Below are 18386 nucleotides of genomic sequence, written 5' to 3'. Positions count from 1 at the left end.
AAAATACGAAAGCGTAATAGAACCGCATGTTTTATAGCGGGGCTACTAATGTTAATACAATGCATTTCGGGAAAATAGTTAAAAACGCTGCTTATTCTGCAGGTCACTCGGCAAATGAATTTGCTTTTATGATGGGAATCACCGAGACTGAACTTTTGAAATTATACGAGCAGAAGGAATGGCTATCTGGTGATATCATGCTTGCTTCACAGACTTTGAACCACGACTTCGGTAAGCACTTTAATAATAGGTTTCGATTTAATTTTATGTCTTCAGAGATGGACGAGCATACAGAAGAGATAAATCTAACGATCAGATATTCTAAAGGAAAAGAATTTCTGTTAAAAACCTGGCTTCATAAAATGGCACTTATTGCCAAGGCGATCGGTTTGCAGACGGGCAAATAGCAGACTGCCGGATTATTAACCTTCCAAATACACAAGTTTTTCTATTTTTCTAATAGAAGCATTTTTGTTATCTATCTGTAAGGTCAAATCTGCACAAAACAGATAGCCATCCTTAGCCACCGTTGAGTCACTTAGGATCCATGTTCCTGACTTCCTGCTTTAGTCGGATTAAGCCCTTAATTTTTTTTAAACATTAAGTATATTTAAGTAGCTGTTGAAATGGCTGTTTTAATATCATTAACTGTTTAAATCATTAAACTATGAAAACTGTATTAAAAATCATGTTCGGTTTGTTCTCTGCGCTGGCGTTTAGTCCGGCTTACTCACAAACCGATAAGCAGGCCGCAGAACAGAAAGCTTGGAATGACTACATGACTCCGGGCGCCATCCATAAAATGTTGGCCAAATCGGATGGCGAGTGGAAGGAAGAAGTGACCATGTGGATGGAACCGGGAGCCGAGCCCACTAAAAGCACTTCGACTGCCGTTAACAAAATGATATTAGGCGGTCGGTACCAACATTCTACTCACACCGGTATGATGATGGGATCGCCATTCGAAGGGATTGCCATTACTGGTTATGATAATGCAAAAAAGGTGCTTGTAAGTACCTGGATTGATAATATGGGTACGGGCATTATGTATTCGGAAGGGAAATGGAATGATGCCACTAAGTCGGCAGAATTTAATAGCACATCGGTAGATCCCGTTAGCGGCAAGGAGCTGAAAATTAGGCAGGTAATGAAACATATTGATGATAATACTGAAATAATGGAAATGTATACCACCATAGATGGTAAGGAATTCAAGTCAATGGAGATCAAGATGACCAGAAAGTAGAAATTATAATGGTCGATGTTTAGTATTATTGCTCAATTAAAAGGCCGGAAATACCGGCCTTTTTTATTCGATTCCCGATAGACTTTAAGTTATGAATCCCGAGATATTAGAAGAGCTTGTTAAAATGAGGATGCCCTATGGCAAATACAAGGGCTATCTGATCTGCGATCTTCCGGAGTTTTACCTTTCATGGTATCAGTCGAAAGGATTTCCGGATGGGAAGATGGGGATGTTGCTGTCAACGATTTATGAAATTAAATTAAATGGGCTGGAGTACCTCCTGGCTCCGTTAAAAAGGCGCTAAGTGGCAAAACATTTTGCATGGCTAGGGTATTATATAAATTACCTATGCAATGAATTATGAAAAGCCAATATCCACAGGATCGAATCAACTGTCAAACATCCGAACCCTCAGACTACCTTTTAACTTACAGCGGTCTACGTCAGATTTCTGAAGAAAATCTTAAGACGTTAAAAGCCAGCTACAAACGGGTAAGACGAAAAAGAGTGAGTAAACCTTCAATAACTCTTGGAAGTCCTGAAGAGGCTGGATTCGGATCCATTTTTTATAACCAAACGTTCAGGCTCGATGACGACGAATAAATTGGTCATCTAATAATGTATTACTAAATAAATTAGCTTTATTTTACTTTATCTTTGCAGAGCTAATTTGTTTAATTGTTATGTATGCAATAGTTGATATTGAAACCACAGGCGGGCATGCTAATGCTAACGGCATAACAGAAATTGCGATCAGAGTCCATAACGGCACCGAAATAACTGAGCGATTTGAGACGCTGGTAAATCCTGGTATCGATATTCCTGTATATATAAGAGCATTAACGGGCATCAGCAATGAGATGGTGCAGGCTGCACCATCATTTAAAGAGGTGGCTCCTCAGGTTTTCGATTTGCTTCGTGACAAGATTTTTGTTGCCCATAACGTTAATTTCGATTATTCTTTTTTGCGCCATCATCTTACTTCAGCAGGGTTTGACCTCCAGACAAAAAAGCTATGCACGGTTCGCCTGGGGCGAAAGATATTGCCTGGTTTACCGTCTTACAGCTTAGGCAGGTTTTGCAATCACCTCGGGATTATAAACACCAGCAGGCACCGGGCTGCGGGAGACGCGGAGGCTACAGCGATGCTATTTTCATTGCTGCTGCAAAACGACAAAGACGGACATATCAAAGAATCTTTAAATAGCCGGTCAAGGGAACAGTCACTGCCCCCCAATTTGCCTAAGGAAGATGTTAATAAACTGCCTTTCACCGCTGGGATTTATTATTTCCACAATGCCAAAGGCAAGGTCATATATGTTGGAAAGGCGAAGAATATTAGGAAAAGAGTATTTAGTCATTTTTCAAACAATAATCCCGGAAGGCAGAAACAAGAATTTCTTCGTGATATCTATTCGATAACTTTCAAAGAGTGCGGTACAGAATTGATGGCCTTAATTGAAGAAGCCGTTGAAATAAAGCGTTTATGGCCCGCCAATAACCGTTCTTTGAAACGCTACGAACATGCATACGGTTTGTATGTTTTTGAGGATCAAAAAGGATATAAACGTCTCGCGATTGATAGATGCCGTAAATCTTTACCGGTATTGTACACTTTTAATTACATCCTGGAAGGACACATACTTTTAAACAGGCTCATCAGCGAATTTAATCTTTGCGCACGGCTTTGTTTTATTCAGAAAGGGGATGAGTGCCGGGTACATAGCGATCAGCAATGTATGGTTTGTACTGAACAGGAGTCATCAGTAATTTATAATGAACGTGTCGAAGCTGCACTCCAGGGATTGAAAACCTCAATGCCAAGTTTTGCCATTATCGATGAAGGGCGATCTGAGCGGGAGCGAAGCTGCGTGCTAATGGAACATGGAAAGTTTTATGGTGTCGGCTTTCTTGAGTCTTTACCCGAAACACTTAATCTGGAACTGCTGAAATCTAAATTAACACCTTATCCTGCAAATGATTACCTCCGTAATCTGATCTATGGACACGCTCAAAAGTTTCCCGCAAAAATAACGATGCTGGAGGTATAGGTTACAATAGCAGTCGTTTATATAACGTCTTTTTAGAATCCGATTTCTCTTACTCCATTCGAATATCTGCTAGTATGAAGGTGTTACTGAACATCAACTTAACGGATATGTTGTTAGCTTATTTAGGGATACAAAATGGTGGTCAGAGTATGTTGTTATAGTTAGGCTAAAATATTTTGTTCTTTCAATTATGGCAGGTTTATATTTTAAACTTTGCGGAACAATTTTTGTTGTTAAGGGAATAAATAACAGTTTATATTCTGCTGTTGAATTTGTTTAACCATTATAATTTTAATTCACATGAAAAAGAAAATTTACTTCTTAGCCACTGCTATTATTTTGAGTTTGGCTTCACCTGCTGTAATGGCCAATGATTCGAAACCTGCTAAAGCACCTTTAACCGAACAACAGCAAATTAAACTTCAGAGCATTGAGCAACGAGTTCAGGAGATCAAAACGATGGACAGATCTTCCTTGTCACGAGCTGAGCGTAAAGATCTTCGTAAGGAGTTACAAGAAATGAAAAAAGAAGCTAAAGCGTTATCAGGAGGTGTTTATCTTTCTGTTGGAGCTATCATCATTATCATTTTATTGTTGATTCTTATTGTTTAATTGATCCCAAATCTCTTAATCAAAAGGCTTATTCCAATTCATCGGAATAAGCCTGTTTGATTTATGACTTCAAGCCTAAAGTCTCTTGAGTTTCAAATTCCTCCAATAATTGAACATTGCAAATGAAACAGCTCCCTGGTAGCTAATGGTCTTATCTGGCGAAACACTAACAATGTAGGCACCTGTCCAGGTGAATGGTGACACTAAAGGGAAAGAGGGATATCCCTGGGGGCCTGTCTCATTAACTGGATGATGCAGAACCACCAGCGTCATTTTGTTATCCACAGGCTGCTCTTTCATGATCTCTATCATTCCGTTGAATAATCCTTTGCCAGTCTTATTATGTTCCGGGTGATTAATGCGTTCATCCTGCACTATTGGAGGTCCAGCGTTGATCAGTTGAGCAGTTTGCACTGACCGGCAAAACTCGCTGCTGATTACCCTGGTGATAGGATAGTTTAAGTCTTTAAATACTTTACCAAGTTCGGTAGACCTGTCTCTGCCGCGGTTGTTTAACTGACGGGCCAAAGTATTATCGCATGACTTCCACCAGTTATCAGGTTCATCACTTCCGGGATTTGCTGCAGTAAAGTCACGTCCCTCATCGGCATCACCGTGACGTAAAATAATCGCATAGGACTGAGTAGATGCCGGTAATTTTTGCAGTGTTTGCCATCCCAGGCGGTACGATTCATAAGCACTCGAAGCCTCGTTACCATGATACCTGCTGTAAGGTGCATCATGATTATCATCGGTGCTGCCGAGTGCATATATTTTAGTCTTCTTGGCGGGGTTATCTTTCCATTTAATATCAATAGCCACGACTTCACCCGAGGTTAACCGTTCAATAGTTCCATCTAAAGTTATTTTAATCAGTGAATCGCCAGATGAGAATTCAGCAGGCTTATCGGTTAAGATCTTGAAGTCATTTCTATTAACAAATAGAAGGTCATTCCGGAATTCTTCTGAGGTAACCTTATAGGTTTCGTCTGGTATGACTACCGGTGGTGAATTATCTTTTTTACAGCTAAAAGCTCCAATTAAAATAAAGACAATAAAGAGGCATATAGTAAGATTTTTCATACTCTGGAATGTTAAAAATTAAAAAAAGAGTAGAAATAATTACATAAGCACAGGGCACCGTCACGGCGATAGGTAGATCGTTATATAAATTTAAAGAGTTTATTTTTGATGTTCAGACGTTAGAACAAAAAAAATCGGATTACGTTTTGACCGATAGAGAAGTTTGTGTGTATTTCTGCTTTATTATGAATAGAACTAATAAAAAATCATTTTCGTCTTTTTTTGTCGTTAGTCTTTGCATTATTTTTCACGCATCTTTTGCTCTTGCTCAAAGCTCCGTTGGAGTGATAGAACTAAAGGAGGAGAAGTTTCCCTTTATACCCAAGGAGTTTTACATTAAAGAGGTTGTCGACAACCGTAAAAAGAAGGAATCAATCGGCAGCTTAGTTATTTCCCCGAACACACCGGTTAAAAAATTGCAAATAGATCTGAAACGTGGTGCCGACCATTCTTTATTCAGTTTTATCTCTAGAAATTTAACTCGTGACACCAGTCTGCGCCCGATCACCCTTACTATAAATGAATTAAAAATAACGGAGACGCCAATGCCGGATGGAAGAATCAGCGGTAACCTTGATTTCAACGTTTCTTTCGAGATTGTCAGAAACAATGAGCGAGTAAAGTTGACAGATCGTAAGGGCGGAGCCAGTTACATAAGATCAGCAAATCAACAAGCGTTAATTGAGTCGGTAATAAGTGCATCCGTGATCAATGCTGTTGGATATTTCAATACCTGGATCAATCAGGAGGCTGGTCGGAATGAGAACCTTGCCAGGAGCCTCGAATTGACATTCTACGAGGTTAAGAATGATCTTACGAGCGACACCCTATTTTATGAAGCGGGAAAGCCCCTCAGTTTTGCTGACTTTAAAAGCAAGCCTGATATTCGAAGTAGGTTTGCAGCGGAGATTTTCCCTTTTTTGGCTTTCGAGGAGTCATATAAAATCGTAAATGGAGTAATCAAGGTAGATATCAAACTCAAGATTTACCTGGTTAGAAGTTTTTCCTGGGTCAAGAATGATGCAAGGACGCAGCAAACTCTAAATCATGAGCAGAGGCATTTCGACATAGTGAAGCTATCGGCTGAGCGATTTAAAAAGAGGATAAAAGATGAGGATCTGAATGTGGATAATTACCAGGGCATTTTATCGGTAGAGTATCTGGAGACATTGCGTGAGATGAACAGGATACAGGTGGAGTATGACACGGAAACAAGCCATGGATCAAATGTAGCTGCTCAAAAGAAATGGGATGCGCTTATCGATAAGGAACTCAGATCCTGAGGCGATTTGGTTTATTCAGGATGAGTAATTTTGCTTTTCTTCAATTGCACGACCGATACTATTTGTAAGAGCTGAGCCTAAAGGACTTCCGTCAAATTGTTTCCAGATGCGGTGCTGATCTAAGCCAAGCAAGGTGGTTTTTCCATCCTGAAAGCTAACACGCCAGGCCTGCTGCTGATTATACTCTTCGGCAGCTATCTGCAATTCCATGTCTGCGTTTGAGAGGGGATCTTTCAATCTAATGGTCTCCATAATTAAGGTGTTAAGTATATTACCGGCTCACGATAACTTTATTGAAAATCGACTTGGACTCAGAAAGATGCTCTTTCAGCGTTTCAAGTTTATCGGAAGCTAATTTGTTTACTTGTGGGTCTCGATTCCTTGCACCGGCTTCAAAATCCTTCACAGCTTGTTCATGGCCTCTGACAGTCAATCGCATATAGCTTCTGTCGAATTCGGTACCATTCAGTTCTTTTAATTTATTTAACTCTGCTGTTTGTTCTTGTTCCAGTTCAATTGGAAGGAGGATATGCTTATCGGTAGCAAGTTTTTTCAGCTCATTAAAAATACGGGTATGGTCTGAGATCATCACTTCAGCAAATTTCTTAACATTCGGGGAAGTAGCGTGTTGCTGAGCAATTTTTGCCAGTTCAACTTCCATTATGCCGCTCACGGAGGCTGCTTTCATAAACGCTTTACCGCCATCATCGACATCCGATTCATTTACCAGTACTGTTGATTTATCGGGGTTCTTACCGTTATCACAGGCATAATAAAGAAAAGCCTGCACCAAAATAACCATAACTATAAGCACCTTTTTCATTCCAGATCTATTTTTCTTTTATGAACAGAAATATAGGCATGGTGTTTTAAAAACGTCAGGTTGCCTGCAATCGCTAGGGGTAGTTGCTCAGATCAACTGACAAGAGTGCCATTTCAAGATCATGAGGGGTATCTATTGCGATGCTTTCCACATCGGTTACAGCGACCTTAATGCGAAACCCGTTTTCAATCCAGCGAAGTTGCTCAAGTGCTTCTGCTTGCTCAAGGCCTGAAACCGGCAGCAGGGTAATTTGCTGCAACGTCTCTCTACGATATCCATAGATACCAATATGTTTAAAGAATGATCGATGATTCAACCATTCGCTAAACTCGTGGTTTCTTAAAAATGGGATTGGAGTACGACTAAAGTAGATTGCTTCGTTTAGATTGTTAATCACAACTTTAGGGGTGTTGTTGTTTGTCAGTTCATTATATACAGTGATTTGTTTAATCAAAGTTGCCAGCTGTACATCGGGTTGTTCAAAGCATTTACACAGAATATCTATTTGCCTGGGGTCAATAAATGGCTCGTCACCCTGGATATTGATGAGGACATCAGAATCGGGATGTTTTAAGGCCACTTCAGCACAACGATCTGTGCCGCTTTGATGGGTGCCTGAGGTCATGTGAACCGATCCTCCAAAGGAGATTACATGATCAAAGATTCGCTGGTCATCAGTACCTACAATTACTGATGACAGTAATTCACTCTTTAATGCCTGCTCGTATACCCGCTGAATCATACTTTTACCCCTAATATCTGCTAAAGGCTTTCCAGGAAAACGCGTAGACGCATATCGCGCTGGTATAATCCCTGTAAATTTCATGATTCTTTAAAATAGATTTGTGAAGCTATTATGATAATTATGATAAGTCCAACGCCAATTAATGCTTTTTTATGTGCAAAGTTTAAAGTCCAGCCCATACTCTTTATTCTTTTTGGAACGATCAGCCGGTCGTCTTTTGCATTTACATAAAATACTCCCCACTTCCAGTTTTCTGGGTCATCGTCGCGGAAGTCTTTATGCATACCGTAGGTTAATTAAAATAAACCGTGTATTTCCCTTTCGATACTTTGAATTACAAACCCGAGGTCTTCAGGTTTATTAGCAAAGTCTAAATTATCTTTATCCAGCACCAGCAATTTCCCAACTGTATAATTGTCTATCCAGTTTTTGTACTTATCATTTAATTTAGATAGATAATCCAGGCGAATACCAGCTTCATACTCACGACCACGCCGTTGAATGTTATTAACAAGCGTAGGTACTGATGCTTTTAAATAAATTAAAAGATCTGGCGGCTTAATAAAGGAGGTCATATTATCGAAAATGGCCCTGTAGTTTTCGTAGTCACGAGTGGTCATAAGGCCCATGTCATGCAAGTTCTCTGCGAATATGTAAGCATCCTCATATATAGTCCGATCCTGAATAATATTTTTATCACCACTTTGAATATCCCGAAGTTGTTGAAAGCGGCTATTCAGAAAATAGATCTGGAGATTGAAGCTCCAGCGTTTCATGTCACTATAAAAGTCTTCGAGATAAGGGTTGTGATCTACGGCTTCAAACTGTGGTTCGTACTTTAAATGTTTGGCAAGTAACTCGGTAAGAGTGGTCTTTCCGGCACCTATATTTCCTACTATGGCAATGTGCATTTTTCTTTAATTATTTCGTGGTTCAGAATTTATAGGAATGAAGAGCGTATCTGGTGGTAATTAATTAAAATTGTTTGAAGCCAATAAGTTCACGGACTTCCCTGATCGTTTTTGAGGCGCTTTCGCGAGCTTTAATGGCTCCGTGAGAAGCAACCTGGCGCAGGTACGATGTATCGTTGGAGATTTCTTTGATTCTTTCACGCATTGGTGCAGTAGCGATAATCATATCCTCTGCAAGCTGCTTTTTCATGTCACCATACCTGATCTGGCAGCTATTATATAAACTGTCGAAGTGGGTATAAGTATCTGAAGCCGACACCACTTTCATGAGATCGAACAGGTTTTGAATGGCTTCCGGCTTAGGCTCATTTTCTCTGGTCGGACCAGAATCACTCACCGCCCGCATTACCTTTTTGCGGATAGTATCCGGATCATCTGAAAGATAGACAGCGTTGGCCTCACCTTCAGATTTGCCCATTTTACCTTTTCCATCAAGGCCGGGAACCTTGACCAGCTGATTAGTGAAATTAAATGCGTAAGGCTCGGGGAAGCAGTCTGCAGAGTATAAACGATTGAAACGATTACCAAAGGTGCGCGCCATTTCTAAATGCTGCTCCTGATCTTTTCCTACCGGGACTTTCGTCGCCTTGTGTATCAGGATATCGGCAGCCATTAGAACCGGGTAGGTTAATAAACCCGCATTTACATTGTCGGGATTTGCACGCACCTTATCTTTAAAGGAAGCGCTTCTTTCAAGTTCTCCCATATAGGCGTTCATATTAAGATAAAGATAGAGTTCTATAACCTCAGGAACATCCGATTGAACATAAATAGTTGCCTTCTCAGGATCTATACCTGCTGCCAGATATTCTATCAGAACCTGCTTTACATTGCCATGTTGGTCCTGGGGGGTGGGGTGGGTTGTTAAGGAATGGTAATCGGCAATGAAAAAGAAACAATTATATTCATCCTGCATTTGCACGAAGTTTTTTACAGCTCCGTAGTAATTCCCTAAGTGAAGTTTTCCCGTACTCCGTATACCACTAACAACAGTTTCCATAGGTGGCGAAAGTAAGTAATTTTTTACAAACGGACAGGGCAGCAAAGAAGTAGGAATGCTGCAAAATCTATGCAAGGGTTAGGCAATAAGAAACCAGTCTGCTTGCGAATAAGGCATATTTTCCTAATTTTGGATACACATGAGGAAGCAGCTGAAAAAAGCCCACTTTGTTTACTACAAATTCGTGATAGGCCTGGTCTTCCTGTTCATCTATCCCTTCGTTCGTTTTTTCGCACGCAGCCCTGTAAACCTTGCGGGAATGAACTTCATGCGCCGGATCTTAAGCCTTTTTACGTCTTACCTGTCGGGTATTTTTTTCAATTTTAAATATGACAAGGAAGTTGATTGGTCAAAGACCTATATCATTTGTGCAAATCACACCTCCAACCTGGATATATCAACTATTATTTTGCTGGCGAAGCGCAATTTTGTATTCCTCGGTAAAGACGAATTGCTGGATAACATAGTTACTAAGATTTATTTCGAAACTATCGATATTCCAATAAACAGGGACAGTAAAATGTCTTCTTACCGCGCGTTTAAGCGGGCTGAAGAGTATCTTAAAAAGAAAACGCATTTAGTGATCTTCCCTGAAGGTCGCATTGGTAATGACTTTCCGCCGGTGTTACATCCGTTTAAAATAGGGCCTTTTCGTTTGGCAATTGAACAAAACATTCCTATACTGCCTGTAACCATTTCAGATAACTGGAAACTTATGTGGGATGATGGATCTAAGTCAGGGAGCAAGCCCGGCATCAGTAACGTATATATCCACGAGCCGGTTGAGACTTCAGAACTAAATATTAATGATGCAGAGGAATTAAGAGCGCATGTTTACAAACTAATAAATACCAGGTTAAACGGCAACCCTCACAACATTGACGAAGAATTGCTTGATCCGACAGAAAAGGTGAGAGCCGGCATAAATTATTAATAACAAATGTCAGCAATTCACTGACGTTTTGTAACATTCCGTTTCTTATTGAAGTCTAAAGAATAAAATCATGACTGAACAAAATTCCCTTATTACTATCAATGACATTGGGCGTAAATATGTTATTGGCGCAGAAGTTATACATGCGCTAAAATCGGTTACGCTGGATATAAACAAAGGTGAATTTGTAGCATTGATGGGGCCTTCAGGTTCTGGGAAATCTACATTGATGAATATATTAGGCTGTTTAGATACCCCGACAAAAGGGACATATATCTTAAACGGCATCAACGTTAGCGAAATGACAGATAATGAGCTCGCTGAAGTACGAAATAAAGAGATAGGGTTCGTTTTTCAAACCTTTAATCTGCTACCACGGTCTTCGTCACTGGATAATGTAGCCTTGCCGTTGGTATATGCCGGAGTGAGTCGTGAAGAACGTGAGGAAAGGGCCCGTAAGACTCTTGAAAATGTGGGACTGGGTAATCGTGTGGATCATAAGCCAAACGAGCTCTCTGGAGGTCAGCGTCAGCGCGTGGCGGTTGCACGAGCGCTGATCAACAACCCTTCGATTATTTTAGCGGATGAGCCTACCGGAAATCTGGATACTAAAACGTCTGTTGAAATAATGGGCCTGCTGGAAGATATCCATGCTAAAGGTAATACTATTATTCTGGTCACCCACGAGGAAGATATAGCCCAGCATGCCCACCGCATTGTTCGTATGCGTGACGGGCTGATTGAAAAAGATTATCTTAACGATAATATTAAAACCGTATCACCAAGGCTGGCGTCTATGGAGCAAAAAGGCGCGGACTTCGAGAAGATTCAATAAAAAGTCTAAACACAAAATACAGGGGCCGGCTTAATGCACATAAGCCGGATTTTCTTTTTATTTACCATTATGAAGATATACACCAAAACCGGCGATAAAGGCCTTACGTCTTTGATTGGAGGAACCAGGGTACCAAAACATCACCTGCGTATTGAAAGTTACGGAACAGTGGATGAGTTGAATAGCTACATTGGTATGATACGCGATCAGGATGCTATATCAGATCACCAAAAAACCGTACTTAAGGAAATTCAGGACCGCTTATTTACAATAGGCTCTTCGCTGGCGTCAGATCCGGAGAAGTCCAGAATGAAAATTCCTGATCTATACGATAAAGATATTGAGTTTTTAGAGCATGAGATGGATACCATGAACGAATCACTCCCGGATCTGAAGCATTTCATTCTGCCGGGTGGTACAGTGGCTGTTTCTTTTTGCCATATCGCGCGATGCGTATGCCGGAGAGCGGAGAGAATAAGTGTTCATCTGGCTGAAGATAGTTATGTAAATGAAAAAATAATGATTTACTTAAACCGTTTAAGTGATTTCTTATTTGTATTAGCCAGGCAAATTGGCAATGAACAAAACGTGGCGGAAAATCAGTGGATTCCAAGGTTATAACTTGAAAAAAAAAGTTTTTTATAATCTTATAAATTTTATTATACTTTTGCCAAAATTTACTTTTTAAAAATTCTAGGAATATGTATTGGACATTAGAATTAGCGTCGCATTTGGAAGACGCTCCCTGGCCAGCCACCAAAGATGAACTAATTGACTACGCTATACGGTCAGGTGCTCCAGTTGAGGTCATAGAAAACTTGCAGGCGCTGGAGGATGACGGTGAGCCTTATGAGAATATTGAGGAAATATGGCCCGACTATCCTACCAAAGATGATTTCTTCTTTAACGAAGATGAATATTAAAAAGCAGCCCTGACTATCGGGGCTTTTTTTACAGTTTATTTCACTTTTTCGACCAAATTTTTACAAAGTTTAAACAAATGGAATGGTTTTAGTATTTACAAGTTAAATTAAATCATATCTCATTTAAACTTAAAAACTAAAATCATGGGAAATTTGCTGTACATCATCGCTGTAATTTTAATCATTGTCTGGATCTTCGGAGCGTTTGTTTCTCCGTTTGGTGGAAACCTTATTCACATCCTTTTAGTCATTGCCATTATAGCAATTTTACTAAGAGTGATTAGAGGCGGTACCGTCTAAGCAGATACATAAATTAAACCCGTATTGATTAAATTCAGTACGGGTTTTTTTGTTTCAGTAATTTCCTCAGAAATAACTGCGCTGTTAAAATGTCCTCAGGGTAGGTTATTTTAAGGTTGTTTTTTTCTCCCGGAATCAGGTTTATATCTACTCCCGACCTTTCGACAACGGATGCATCATCAGTAAAAATACCTCTGTATGGCTGTTTATAAGCCTTCTTTAAAATCCCACTTTCAAAGGCCTGTGGGGTCTGCACTAAAAATATATCATCCCGATTTACACTCTCCGAATAGTTACCTGCAAGCTTTCTAACTGAATCACTAGCCTGAACCGCACAAACTGCGTTTCCCTTCAACTCTGCTTCGCGGAAAGTATTGGTGATCAGCTCATCGCTGACTAAGGGTCTCACAGCATCGTGCACAGCAACAATTGACTGTCCTTTTATGTACGATAGAGCATTCTTTACAGAGTGAAAACGCTGACTTCCGGCTTTTACCAGCGTGTGAGGGACGGTAAAATTATACTCTTCACATAATTGTTCCCAGTACTGATGAAAATCGATATTTAATACCAGGATTATCTCAGGTTTATAAAAGGAAAAATAGAAAGCCTGTATTGTATGCATCAATACAGGCTTTTCATCAAGAATTAGAAACTGTTTAGGAATCGCACTACCCATCCGGGAACCAGATCCTCCGCCAACAATAATAGCGTAATATTTCATTTATGAAATTTTAGTACTTACGGTATTCACGTATTCGACTGTATAATTTTACAGGCGGTTGGTGTATACCCTATACAGAATTTAAATTATCAGCATGGCGTCACCATAACTGTAGAAACGATATTTTTCCTTAACAGCTACTTCATAGGCATTCATTACGTGTTCATACCCACCAAAGGCTGCAACCATCATCATTAAGGTTGACTCCGGAGTGTGGAAGTTGGTAATCATACTGTTAGCGATACTGAATTCGTATGGAGGGAAAATGAACTTGCTCGTCCAATCATTAGCCGGCTTTAAAATACGTCCTGCAGAAACAGCTGATTCGATAGCACGCATGGATGTAGTTCCAACCGCACATACCCTACGTTTTTCCTCAATAGCTTTATTCACCGTATCAACAGCCTTTTGTTCAATGATGAACTGTTCTGAATCCATTTTATGTTTGGTCAGATCTTCAACTTCAACGGCACGGAAAGTACCTAAACCGACATGCAGCGTTACCTCGGCAAAATTAACGCCTTTTAACTCCAGGCGTTTCATTAACTCGCGGCTGAAATGCAGGCCAGCCGTCGGAGCTGCTACTGCGCCTTCATTTTTAGCAAAAATGGTTTGATAGCGGTCTTTATCTTCAGCAGTCGCCTTGCGCTTTATGTATTTAGGTAGCGGGGTTTCACCCAGTATTTCGATGTTCCTGCGAAATTCCTCATCCGTACCGTCAAAAAGGAAACGAATAGTACGTCCTCTTGAAGTCGTATTGTCAACCACCTCTGCAACAAGAAGATCATCGTCACCAAAATACAGTTTATTACCTACCCGGATTTTACGAGCCGGATCGACTAAAACATCCCATAAGCGTAACTCTTTATTTAGTTCACGAAGCAAAAATACTTCGATGGTGGCACCTGTTTTTTCTTTATTGCCGTATAAACGGGCCGGAAAGACTTTTGTGTTGTTCAAGATCATCACATCCTTGTCTTCAAAATAGCCCAGTACATCCTTGAAAATTTTATGCTCTATAGCTCCCGTTTTTTTGTCTAAGACCATCAAACGAGCTTCATCACGGCTTGGAGCCGGTGTATGTGCTATTAAAGATTCGGGTAAATTGAACTTGAATTGTGATAATTTCATAATGATACTCAGTAAGAATTTTAGGGCGCAAAGTTATAAATTATTATTTGTATTACTTAAAGCACAATTGCTTGATTTTGTTTAATTTCAGAATTCTTTCCGTTACTTTCCTCCTTAAAAATTGTAACGTTTTATAATATTACTGGTCTAACCCCTATATGATATTTTTCAAACTCGTAAAAGAAAGTTTCAACTTCGCATTCGAAGCCCTTCATGGAAATAAGCTGCGTACCATTTTATCCTTATTGGGGATAACTATTGGTATTATGACGATTATTGGGGTTTTTTCTGCGGTTGATACTTTACGAAACAATATTCAAAGCAGTGTTGAAAAACTGGGCAGTAATACGGTGTACATACAAAAATGGCCGTGGGTAGGCGGGCCCGACTTTCCATGGTGGAAGTATATTAGCCGTCCCAGTCCAACGATTAGAGATTTTGACAAGCTATCAGAACGGATGGAGGAAAGTGCCGAAGGTGTTGCTTTTCAAATTAGTATGGGTAACCGTACCATCAAACACAAAAACAACAGCATTGAAGGGGTACAAATTGATGCAACCTCACATGACTACTATCGGGTTTGGAAGTTTGATTTTGAATCAGGGAGATATTTCACCGACTCTGAGTCTAAGAGCGGCAGACCAATCGCCATTATAGGTTATTCGGTTGCAGATGGATTATTTCCGAATCAGGATCCAATTGGTAAGGTGATCAGTGTTCTGGGTCGCAAAGCCACCATTATAGGAGTATTTAAAGAGGAAGGGGAGGACATGCTGGGAATCTCAGCGGACAAAACCGTTTTAATTCCTCTAAACTTTGCGAAAAATATTGTCGATGTGGAAGATGAAAGGTACAATCCCCAGATAACGGTTAGGGGAGTTGAAGGGCTATCAGTGACCGAGATTGAAAGTCAGATAAGGGGCAATGTTCGTTCAATACACAGGCTTAGCCCAAGAGAAGAAGATGACTTTTCGCTAAATAAGACAACCATGCTCACTGGGCAGTTAGATCAGCTTTTTGGAATAATTGACTTTGCCGGAGCATTTATCGGCGGTTTTTCAATTCTTGTAGGTGGCTTCGGCATCGCCAATATTATGTTTGTCTCGGTTAAGGAACGGACTAATATCATCGGGATTCAGAAATCGCTGGGAGCGAAAAACTACTTCATTATGCTTCAATTTTTAATTGAGTCTGTATTGTTATGCTTAATGGGCGGAGCAGTCGGGTTAGCTATCGTTTATTTACTCGCATATATTTCAAAGACAGCGTTCGATCTCGAGATTGTGGTAGACATCAGCAAAGTTATCCTGACCATTATTCTTTCTACCATGATTGGTTTAATCTCCGGATTCATTCCTGCATTCATGGCATCCAGACTGGATCCGGTAGAGGCCATCAGAAGCAAATAAGCTGCGCAGGTTAAAGATTATTGGTTTCCGAGAGTAATAAGTCGTAATCTATTGGAACAACGCCCACCTGCTCGCAAACCAGCCCTCCGGCCAGGTTGGCAATCTCGGCAGTTTTGAACTCATCAAGTCCGGCGGCCAGGCAAAGAGTTGCTGTGGCAATCACCGTATCTCCGGCACCGGAAACGTCGGCAATATTGCGAATGTGTGCGGGCAGCACTTTCTGTCCCTTAGAGGAGCTAATATATACACCCAGTTCAGAAAGAGTGACCATTACCATCTTCGCATTCAGCTTATTCTGTAAAAGCACCACCGCTTCATTGATATCTTTTATCTGACGGGGTTCAATGTCAACTTTCAACCCTTCGCGCAGCTCTTTGAGATTCGGTTTGAAAAGAGACACATTCTGATAGCTCAAAAAATTCCGCTTTTTGGGGTCAACAACAGTTAATATTTGATGGCTATTAGCTAGCTTAACCGTTTTGCTAATCAGCTCCTCACCGAGCAGACCTTTGTCATAATCCTCGAAAATGATTGCATCGATCTTGTGTTGCTGAATTATTCGCTGTACGCTGGAGAAGATCTGTTCTGAAATCGCAGCGGAAATTTGCTGATCTGTTTCTGCATCGACACGGACAATTTGTTGATTATGACCTATTACCCTGGTTTTAACGGTTGTCGGTCTACCGCTGATCCTTAAGATCCCTTCATCAGATAGTTTCTGGTTGTCTAATAGTTTTAAAAACTCAGTGCCTTCCTGGTCATCGCCAATAACGGCACATATAATTGGGTGGGCTCCTAATGACTGAACATTCAAAGCGACATTGGCTGCCCCACCCAAACGATTTTCTTTTTTTGTAACTGATACTATTGGGACCGGGGCTTCAGGTGAGATTCGTTCTACACGGCCCCACAAATAGGTATCCATCATTACATCACCAATAATCAGAACGGTTAGTTCACTGAACTTCTGGAAAATGTGACGCATAGAATGTTATTAAGAAAATATCAGCAGTATTTATTTAGGTAAGTTTAGAAAGAGCATTAGAAATACGCTTAATAGCTTCGCGTAGCATCGTTTCAGACGCAGCATATGAAATACGGATTGACGAATCATCTCCAAATGCTTCCCCGGTAACAACAGCAACATGAGCTTGTTCCAGAAGATACAAACATAAGTCTGTGGCATTGTTAATCGGAGTCCCTTCAAATGATTTACCAAAATAGGAGCTAATGTCCGGGAAAAAGTAGAACGCGCCTTCAGGAAGGTTCGTTTTTACACCAGGAACTTCTTTGAGGAGTTCATAGACAACATCCCGACGTTGAAGGAATGCGTTTTTCATCTCCATTACACTTTCCAACCCGCCTTCATAGGCAGCTATTCCGGCTCTCTGGGTTATAGAGCATGTACCTGACGTAATCTGTCCCTGCATTTTGTCGCAAGCCTGAGCAATTTCCTTATTTGCTGCCAGATATCCTAATCTCCAGCCAGTCATCGCGTAAGCTTTAGATAAACCGTTGATAATAATCACCCGATCTTTGATGGCATCAAACTGGGCAATCGATTCATGTTTTTCAACAAAGTTGATGTGCTCGTAGATCTCATCAGAGAGAATATATATATTAGGATATTTTTCAAATACTGCGGCGAGACTTCTCAATTCTTCTTTGCTATACACGCTTCCTGTTGGATTACAGGGTGTAGAGAACATGAAAAGCTTCGTTTTTGGGGTGATAGCTGCTTCAAGTTGTTCGGCGTTTATTTTGAATTCCTGTTCGACAGTGCTTTTAATAAAAACGGGTTCACCTTCAGCCAGCTTAATTACTTCTGAGTACGATACCCAGTAGGGAGTGGGCACAATAACTTCATCTCCGGGGTTTACCACACACAAAACAGCGTTTGCTATAGATTGCTTGGCGCCCGTTCCAACAACTATCTGATCAATTCCATACTCCAGGTCATTCTCTCTTTTCAGCTTTCCGGCGATTGCTTTCCGTAATTCGATATAGCCGGAAACCGGCGTATAGTAAGTATAATTCTCATCTAAAGCCTTTTTTGCGGCCTTTTTAATGAATTCCGGAGTGTGGAAATCAGGCTCTCCAAAACTTAAATTTATTACATCAATACCCTTCGCCGCTAGTTCACGGCCCATTTTAGCCATTTTTATAGTTTGGGATTCAGAGAGCTGGTTTATACGATCAGATAACATAACGAATAGTTTTAATTCGCAAATATAGAAACCTGGGTCAATAGCCGCCATATTATTTGGAAATACCTTAAAAAGGTATTCTTGTTACAAATGCTGCAAGGATTATATA

General features: G+C 40.4%; 24 protein-coding genes. 13 read left to right on the top strand and 11 right to left on the bottom strand.

The window, feature by feature from the left end; translation table 11 throughout:
• Positions 1–26: 26 nt before the first annotated feature.
• The 6 genes from AC1MCB_RS07650 (at position 27) to AC1MCB_RS07625 (ending at position 3909) form a co-directional block, all read left to right on the top strand.
• Positions 27–407 carry a hypothetical protein gene (locus tag AC1MCB_RS07650; RefSeq protein ID WP_479968152.1) on the top strand — a complete coding sequence of 127 codons (381 nt, stop codon included), beginning with the start codon at positions 27–29 and terminating at the stop codon, positions 405–407.
• Positions 408–667: 260 nt separating this feature from the next.
• Positions 668–1246, top strand: a complete 579-nt coding sequence (locus tag AC1MCB_RS07645) for a DUF1579 domain-containing protein (protein WP_479968151.1) — start codon at positions 668–670, stop codon at positions 1244–1246.
• A gap of 91 nt (positions 1247–1337) precedes the next feature.
• On the top strand, positions 1338–1550 hold the full coding sequence (locus AC1MCB_RS07640; RefSeq protein ID WP_479968150.1) for a DUF3820 family protein: 213 nt from the start codon (positions 1338–1340) through the stop codon (positions 1548–1550).
• A gap of 56 nt (positions 1551–1606) precedes the next feature.
• Complete coding sequence (locus AC1MCB_RS07635; protein ID WP_479968149.1) at positions 1607–1849, top strand: hypothetical protein; 243 nt, start codon at positions 1607–1609, stop codon at positions 1847–1849.
• Positions 1850–1929: 80 nt separating this feature from the next.
• Complete coding sequence (locus AC1MCB_RS07630) at positions 1930–3297, top strand: exonuclease domain-containing protein (protein ID WP_479968148.1); 1368 nt, start codon at positions 1930–1932, stop codon at positions 3295–3297.
• A gap of 300 nt (positions 3298–3597) precedes the next feature.
• Positions 3598–3909, top strand: a complete 312-nt coding sequence (locus AC1MCB_RS07625) for a hypothetical protein (protein ID WP_479968147.1) — start codon at positions 3598–3600, stop codon at positions 3907–3909.
• A 75-nt stretch (positions 3910–3984) separates the two neighbouring features.
• On the opposite strand, the gene AC1MCB_RS07620 is transcribed toward AC1MCB_RS07625, so the two are convergent.
• Positions 3985–4992 (bottom strand): histidine phosphatase family protein, encoded by a 1008-nt coding sequence (locus AC1MCB_RS07620; protein ID WP_479968146.1) that lies wholly within the window; start codon positions 4990–4992, stop codon positions 3985–3987.
• A gap of 185 nt (positions 4993–5177) precedes the next feature.
• Between AC1MCB_RS07620 and AC1MCB_RS07615 the strand changes: the two genes are divergently transcribed.
• A complete protein-coding gene (locus AC1MCB_RS07615; RefSeq protein ID WP_479968145.1) occupies positions 5178–6275 on the top strand; it encodes a hypothetical protein in 1098 nt (365 codons plus the stop codon).
• A gap of 15 nt (positions 6276–6290) precedes the next feature.
• Here AC1MCB_RS07615 and AC1MCB_RS07610 read toward each other — a convergent pair whose 3' ends face one another.
• The 6 genes from AC1MCB_RS07610 to trpS form a co-directional block, all read right to left on the bottom strand.
• The gene (locus AC1MCB_RS07610) at positions 6291–6527 is read right to left on the bottom strand and encodes a hypothetical protein (protein WP_479968144.1); all 237 of its coding nucleotides are present in this window, start codon (positions 6525–6527) and stop codon (positions 6291–6293) included.
• Positions 6528–6546: 19 nt separating this feature from the next.
• A complete protein-coding gene (locus AC1MCB_RS07605) occupies positions 6547–7098 on the bottom strand; it encodes a DUF4142 domain-containing protein (RefSeq protein WP_479968143.1) in 552 nt (183 codons plus the stop codon).
• 73 nt (positions 7099–7171) lie between these two features.
• A complete protein-coding gene (kdsB, locus tag AC1MCB_RS07600) occupies positions 7172–7924 on the bottom strand; it encodes a 3-deoxy-manno-octulosonate cytidylyltransferase (protein ID WP_479968142.1) in 753 nt (250 codons plus the stop codon).
• A complete protein-coding gene (locus tag AC1MCB_RS07595) occupies positions 7921–8127 on the bottom strand; it encodes a DUF5808 domain-containing protein (protein WP_479968141.1) in 207 nt (68 codons plus the stop codon). Before AC1MCB_RS07595 ends, kdsB begins: the two co-directional genes overlap by 4 nt.
• Before the next feature lie 12 nt (positions 8128–8139).
• The gene (locus tag AC1MCB_RS07590; protein ID WP_479968140.1) at positions 8140–8754 is read right to left on the bottom strand and encodes a deoxynucleoside kinase; all 615 of its coding nucleotides are present in this window, start codon (positions 8752–8754) and stop codon (positions 8140–8142) included.
• A 64-nt stretch (positions 8755–8818) separates the two neighbouring features.
• Positions 8819–9814, bottom strand: a complete 996-nt coding sequence (gene trpS, locus AC1MCB_RS07585) for a tryptophan--tRNA ligase (RefSeq protein WP_479968139.1) — start codon at positions 9812–9814, stop codon at positions 8819–8821.
• Positions 9815–9953: 139 nt separating this feature from the next.
• Here trpS and AC1MCB_RS07580 point away from each other — a divergent pair, with 139 nt between their 5' ends.
• The 5 genes from AC1MCB_RS07580 (at position 9954) to AC1MCB_RS07560 (ending at position 12806) form a co-directional block, all read left to right on the top strand.
• Positions 9954–10748 (top strand): lysophospholipid acyltransferase family protein, encoded by a 795-nt coding sequence (locus AC1MCB_RS07580; protein ID WP_479968138.1) that lies wholly within the window; start codon positions 9954–9956, stop codon positions 10746–10748.
• Between the two features lie 70 nt (positions 10749–10818).
• Positions 10819–11583, top strand: coding sequence for an ABC transporter ATP-binding protein (locus AC1MCB_RS07575; protein WP_479968137.1), 765 nt, complete (start codon positions 10819–10821; stop codon positions 11581–11583).
• A gap of 69 nt (positions 11584–11652) precedes the next feature.
• Positions 11653–12204 (top strand): cob(I)yrinic acid a,c-diamide adenosyltransferase, encoded by a 552-nt coding sequence (locus AC1MCB_RS07570; RefSeq protein ID WP_479968136.1) that lies wholly within the window; start codon positions 11653–11655, stop codon positions 12202–12204.
• A gap of 80 nt (positions 12205–12284) precedes the next feature.
• Entirely contained in the window at positions 12285–12506 is a 222-nt protein-coding gene (locus AC1MCB_RS07565) for a DUF2795 domain-containing protein (protein WP_002996718.1), read from the top strand.
• A gap of 144 nt (positions 12507–12650) precedes the next feature.
• Positions 12651–12806 carry a lmo0937 family membrane protein gene (locus tag AC1MCB_RS07560; RefSeq protein ID WP_479968135.1) on the top strand — a complete coding sequence of 52 codons (156 nt, stop codon included), beginning with the start codon at positions 12651–12653 and terminating at the stop codon, positions 12804–12806.
• A gap of 34 nt (positions 12807–12840) precedes the next feature.
• Here the strand turns inward: AC1MCB_RS07560 and AC1MCB_RS07555 are convergent, their stop codons facing one another.
• Both AC1MCB_RS07555 and queA read right to left on the bottom strand, forming a co-directional pair.
• The gene (locus tag AC1MCB_RS07555) at positions 12841–13530 is read right to left on the bottom strand and encodes a 2-C-methyl-D-erythritol 4-phosphate cytidylyltransferase (protein ID WP_479968134.1); all 690 of its coding nucleotides are present in this window, start codon (positions 13528–13530) and stop codon (positions 12841–12843) included.
• Between the two features lie 81 nt (positions 13531–13611).
• Complete coding sequence (gene queA / locus AC1MCB_RS07550; protein WP_479968133.1) at positions 13612–14661, bottom strand: tRNA preQ1(34) S-adenosylmethionine ribosyltransferase-isomerase QueA; 1050 nt, start codon at positions 14659–14661, stop codon at positions 13612–13614.
• Positions 14662–14819: 158 nt separating this feature from the next.
• Between queA and AC1MCB_RS07545 the strand changes: the two genes are divergently transcribed.
• Positions 14820–16070 carry an ABC transporter permease gene (locus tag AC1MCB_RS07545; protein WP_479968132.1) on the top strand — a complete coding sequence of 417 codons (1251 nt, stop codon included), beginning with the start codon at positions 14820–14822 and terminating at the stop codon, positions 16068–16070.
• Positions 16071–16080: 10 nt separating this feature from the next.
• Here AC1MCB_RS07545 and AC1MCB_RS07540 read toward each other — a convergent pair whose 3' ends face one another.
• Both AC1MCB_RS07540 and AC1MCB_RS07535 read right to left on the bottom strand, forming a co-directional pair.
• Positions 16081–17055 (bottom strand): bifunctional heptose 7-phosphate kinase/heptose 1-phosphate adenyltransferase, encoded by a 975-nt coding sequence (locus AC1MCB_RS07540; protein WP_479968131.1) that lies wholly within the window; start codon positions 17053–17055, stop codon positions 16081–16083.
• A 34-nt stretch (positions 17056–17089) separates the two neighbouring features.
• Positions 17090–18277 (bottom strand): pyridoxal phosphate-dependent aminotransferase, encoded by a 1188-nt coding sequence (locus AC1MCB_RS07535; RefSeq protein WP_479968130.1) that lies wholly within the window; start codon positions 18275–18277, stop codon positions 17090–17092.
• Positions 18278–18386: the final 109 nt, after the last annotated feature.

Source organism: Daejeonella sp. AP26, from assembly GCF_056680515.1.
This window is presented reverse-complemented; position numbering and strand designations above follow the sequence as displayed.

Coding starts and splice junctions, on each gene's coding strand:
- AC1MCB_RS07555 (WP_479968134.1), bottom strand. CDS start 13,530: ATGAAATATTACGCTATTATTGTTGGCGGAGGATCTGGTTCCCGGATG.
- AC1MCB_RS07650 (WP_479968152.1), top strand. CDS start 27: ATGTTTTATAGCGGGGCTACTAATGTTAATACAATGCATTTCGGGAAA.
- AC1MCB_RS07620 (WP_479968146.1), bottom strand. CDS start 4,992: ATGAAAAATCTTACTATATGCCTCTTTATTGTCTTTATTTTAATTGGA.
- AC1MCB_RS07595 (WP_479968141.1), bottom strand. CDS start 8,127: ATGCATAAAGACTTCCGCGACGATGACCCAGAAAACTGGAAGTGGGGA.
- AC1MCB_RS07625 (WP_479968147.1), top strand. CDS start 3,598: ATGAAAAAGAAAATTTACTTCTTAGCCACTGCTATTATTTTGAGTTTG.
- AC1MCB_RS07540 (WP_479968131.1), bottom strand. CDS start 17,055: ATGCGTCACATTTTCCAGAAGTTCAGTGAACTAACCGTTCTGATTATT.
- kdsB (WP_479968142.1), bottom strand. CDS start 7,924: ATGAAATTTACAGGGATTATACCAGCGCGATATGCGTCTACGCGTTTT.
- AC1MCB_RS07565 (WP_002996718.1), top strand. CDS start 12,285: ATGTATTGGACATTAGAATTAGCGTCGCATTTGGAAGACGCTCCCTGG.
- trpS (WP_479968139.1), bottom strand. CDS start 9,814: ATGGAAACTGTTGTTAGTGGTATACGGAGTACGGGAAAACTTCACTTA.
- AC1MCB_RS07615 (WP_479968145.1), top strand. CDS start 5,178: ATGAATAGAACTAATAAAAAATCATTTTCGTCTTTTTTTGTCGTTAGT.
- AC1MCB_RS07545 (WP_479968132.1), top strand. CDS start 14,820: ATGATATTTTTCAAACTCGTAAAAGAAAGTTTCAACTTCGCATTCGAA.
- AC1MCB_RS07640 (WP_479968150.1), top strand. CDS start 1,338: ATGAATCCCGAGATATTAGAAGAGCTTGTTAAAATGAGGATGCCCTAT.
- AC1MCB_RS07630 (WP_479968148.1), top strand. CDS start 1,930: ATGTATGCAATAGTTGATATTGAAACCACAGGCGGGCATGCTAATGCT.
- AC1MCB_RS07570 (WP_479968136.1), top strand. CDS start 11,653: ATGAAGATATACACCAAAACCGGCGATAAAGGCCTTACGTCTTTGATT.
- AC1MCB_RS07580 (WP_479968138.1), top strand. CDS start 9,954: ATGAGGAAGCAGCTGAAAAAAGCCCACTTTGTTTACTACAAATTCGTG.
- queA (WP_479968133.1), bottom strand. CDS start 14,661: ATGAAATTATCACAATTCAAGTTCAATTTACCCGAATCTTTAATAGCA.
- AC1MCB_RS07645 (WP_479968151.1), top strand. CDS start 668: ATGAAAACTGTATTAAAAATCATGTTCGGTTTGTTCTCTGCGCTGGCG.
- AC1MCB_RS07635 (WP_479968149.1), top strand. CDS start 1,607: ATGAAAAGCCAATATCCACAGGATCGAATCAACTGTCAAACATCCGAA.
- AC1MCB_RS07610 (WP_479968144.1), bottom strand. CDS start 6,527: ATGGAGACCATTAGATTGAAAGATCCCCTCTCAAACGCAGACATGGAA.
- AC1MCB_RS07590 (WP_479968140.1), bottom strand. CDS start 8,754: ATGCACATTGCCATAGTAGGAAATATAGGTGCCGGAAAGACCACTCTT.
- AC1MCB_RS07605 (WP_479968143.1), bottom strand. CDS start 7,098: ATGAAAAAGGTGCTTATAGTTATGGTTATTTTGGTGCAGGCTTTTCTT.
- AC1MCB_RS07575 (WP_479968137.1), top strand. CDS start 10,819: ATGACTGAACAAAATTCCCTTATTACTATCAATGACATTGGGCGTAAA.
- AC1MCB_RS07560 (WP_479968135.1), top strand. CDS start 12,651: ATGGGAAATTTGCTGTACATCATCGCTGTAATTTTAATCATTGTCTGG.
- AC1MCB_RS07535 (WP_479968130.1), bottom strand. CDS start 18,277: ATGTTATCTGATCGTATAAACCAGCTCTCTGAATCCCAAACTATAAAA.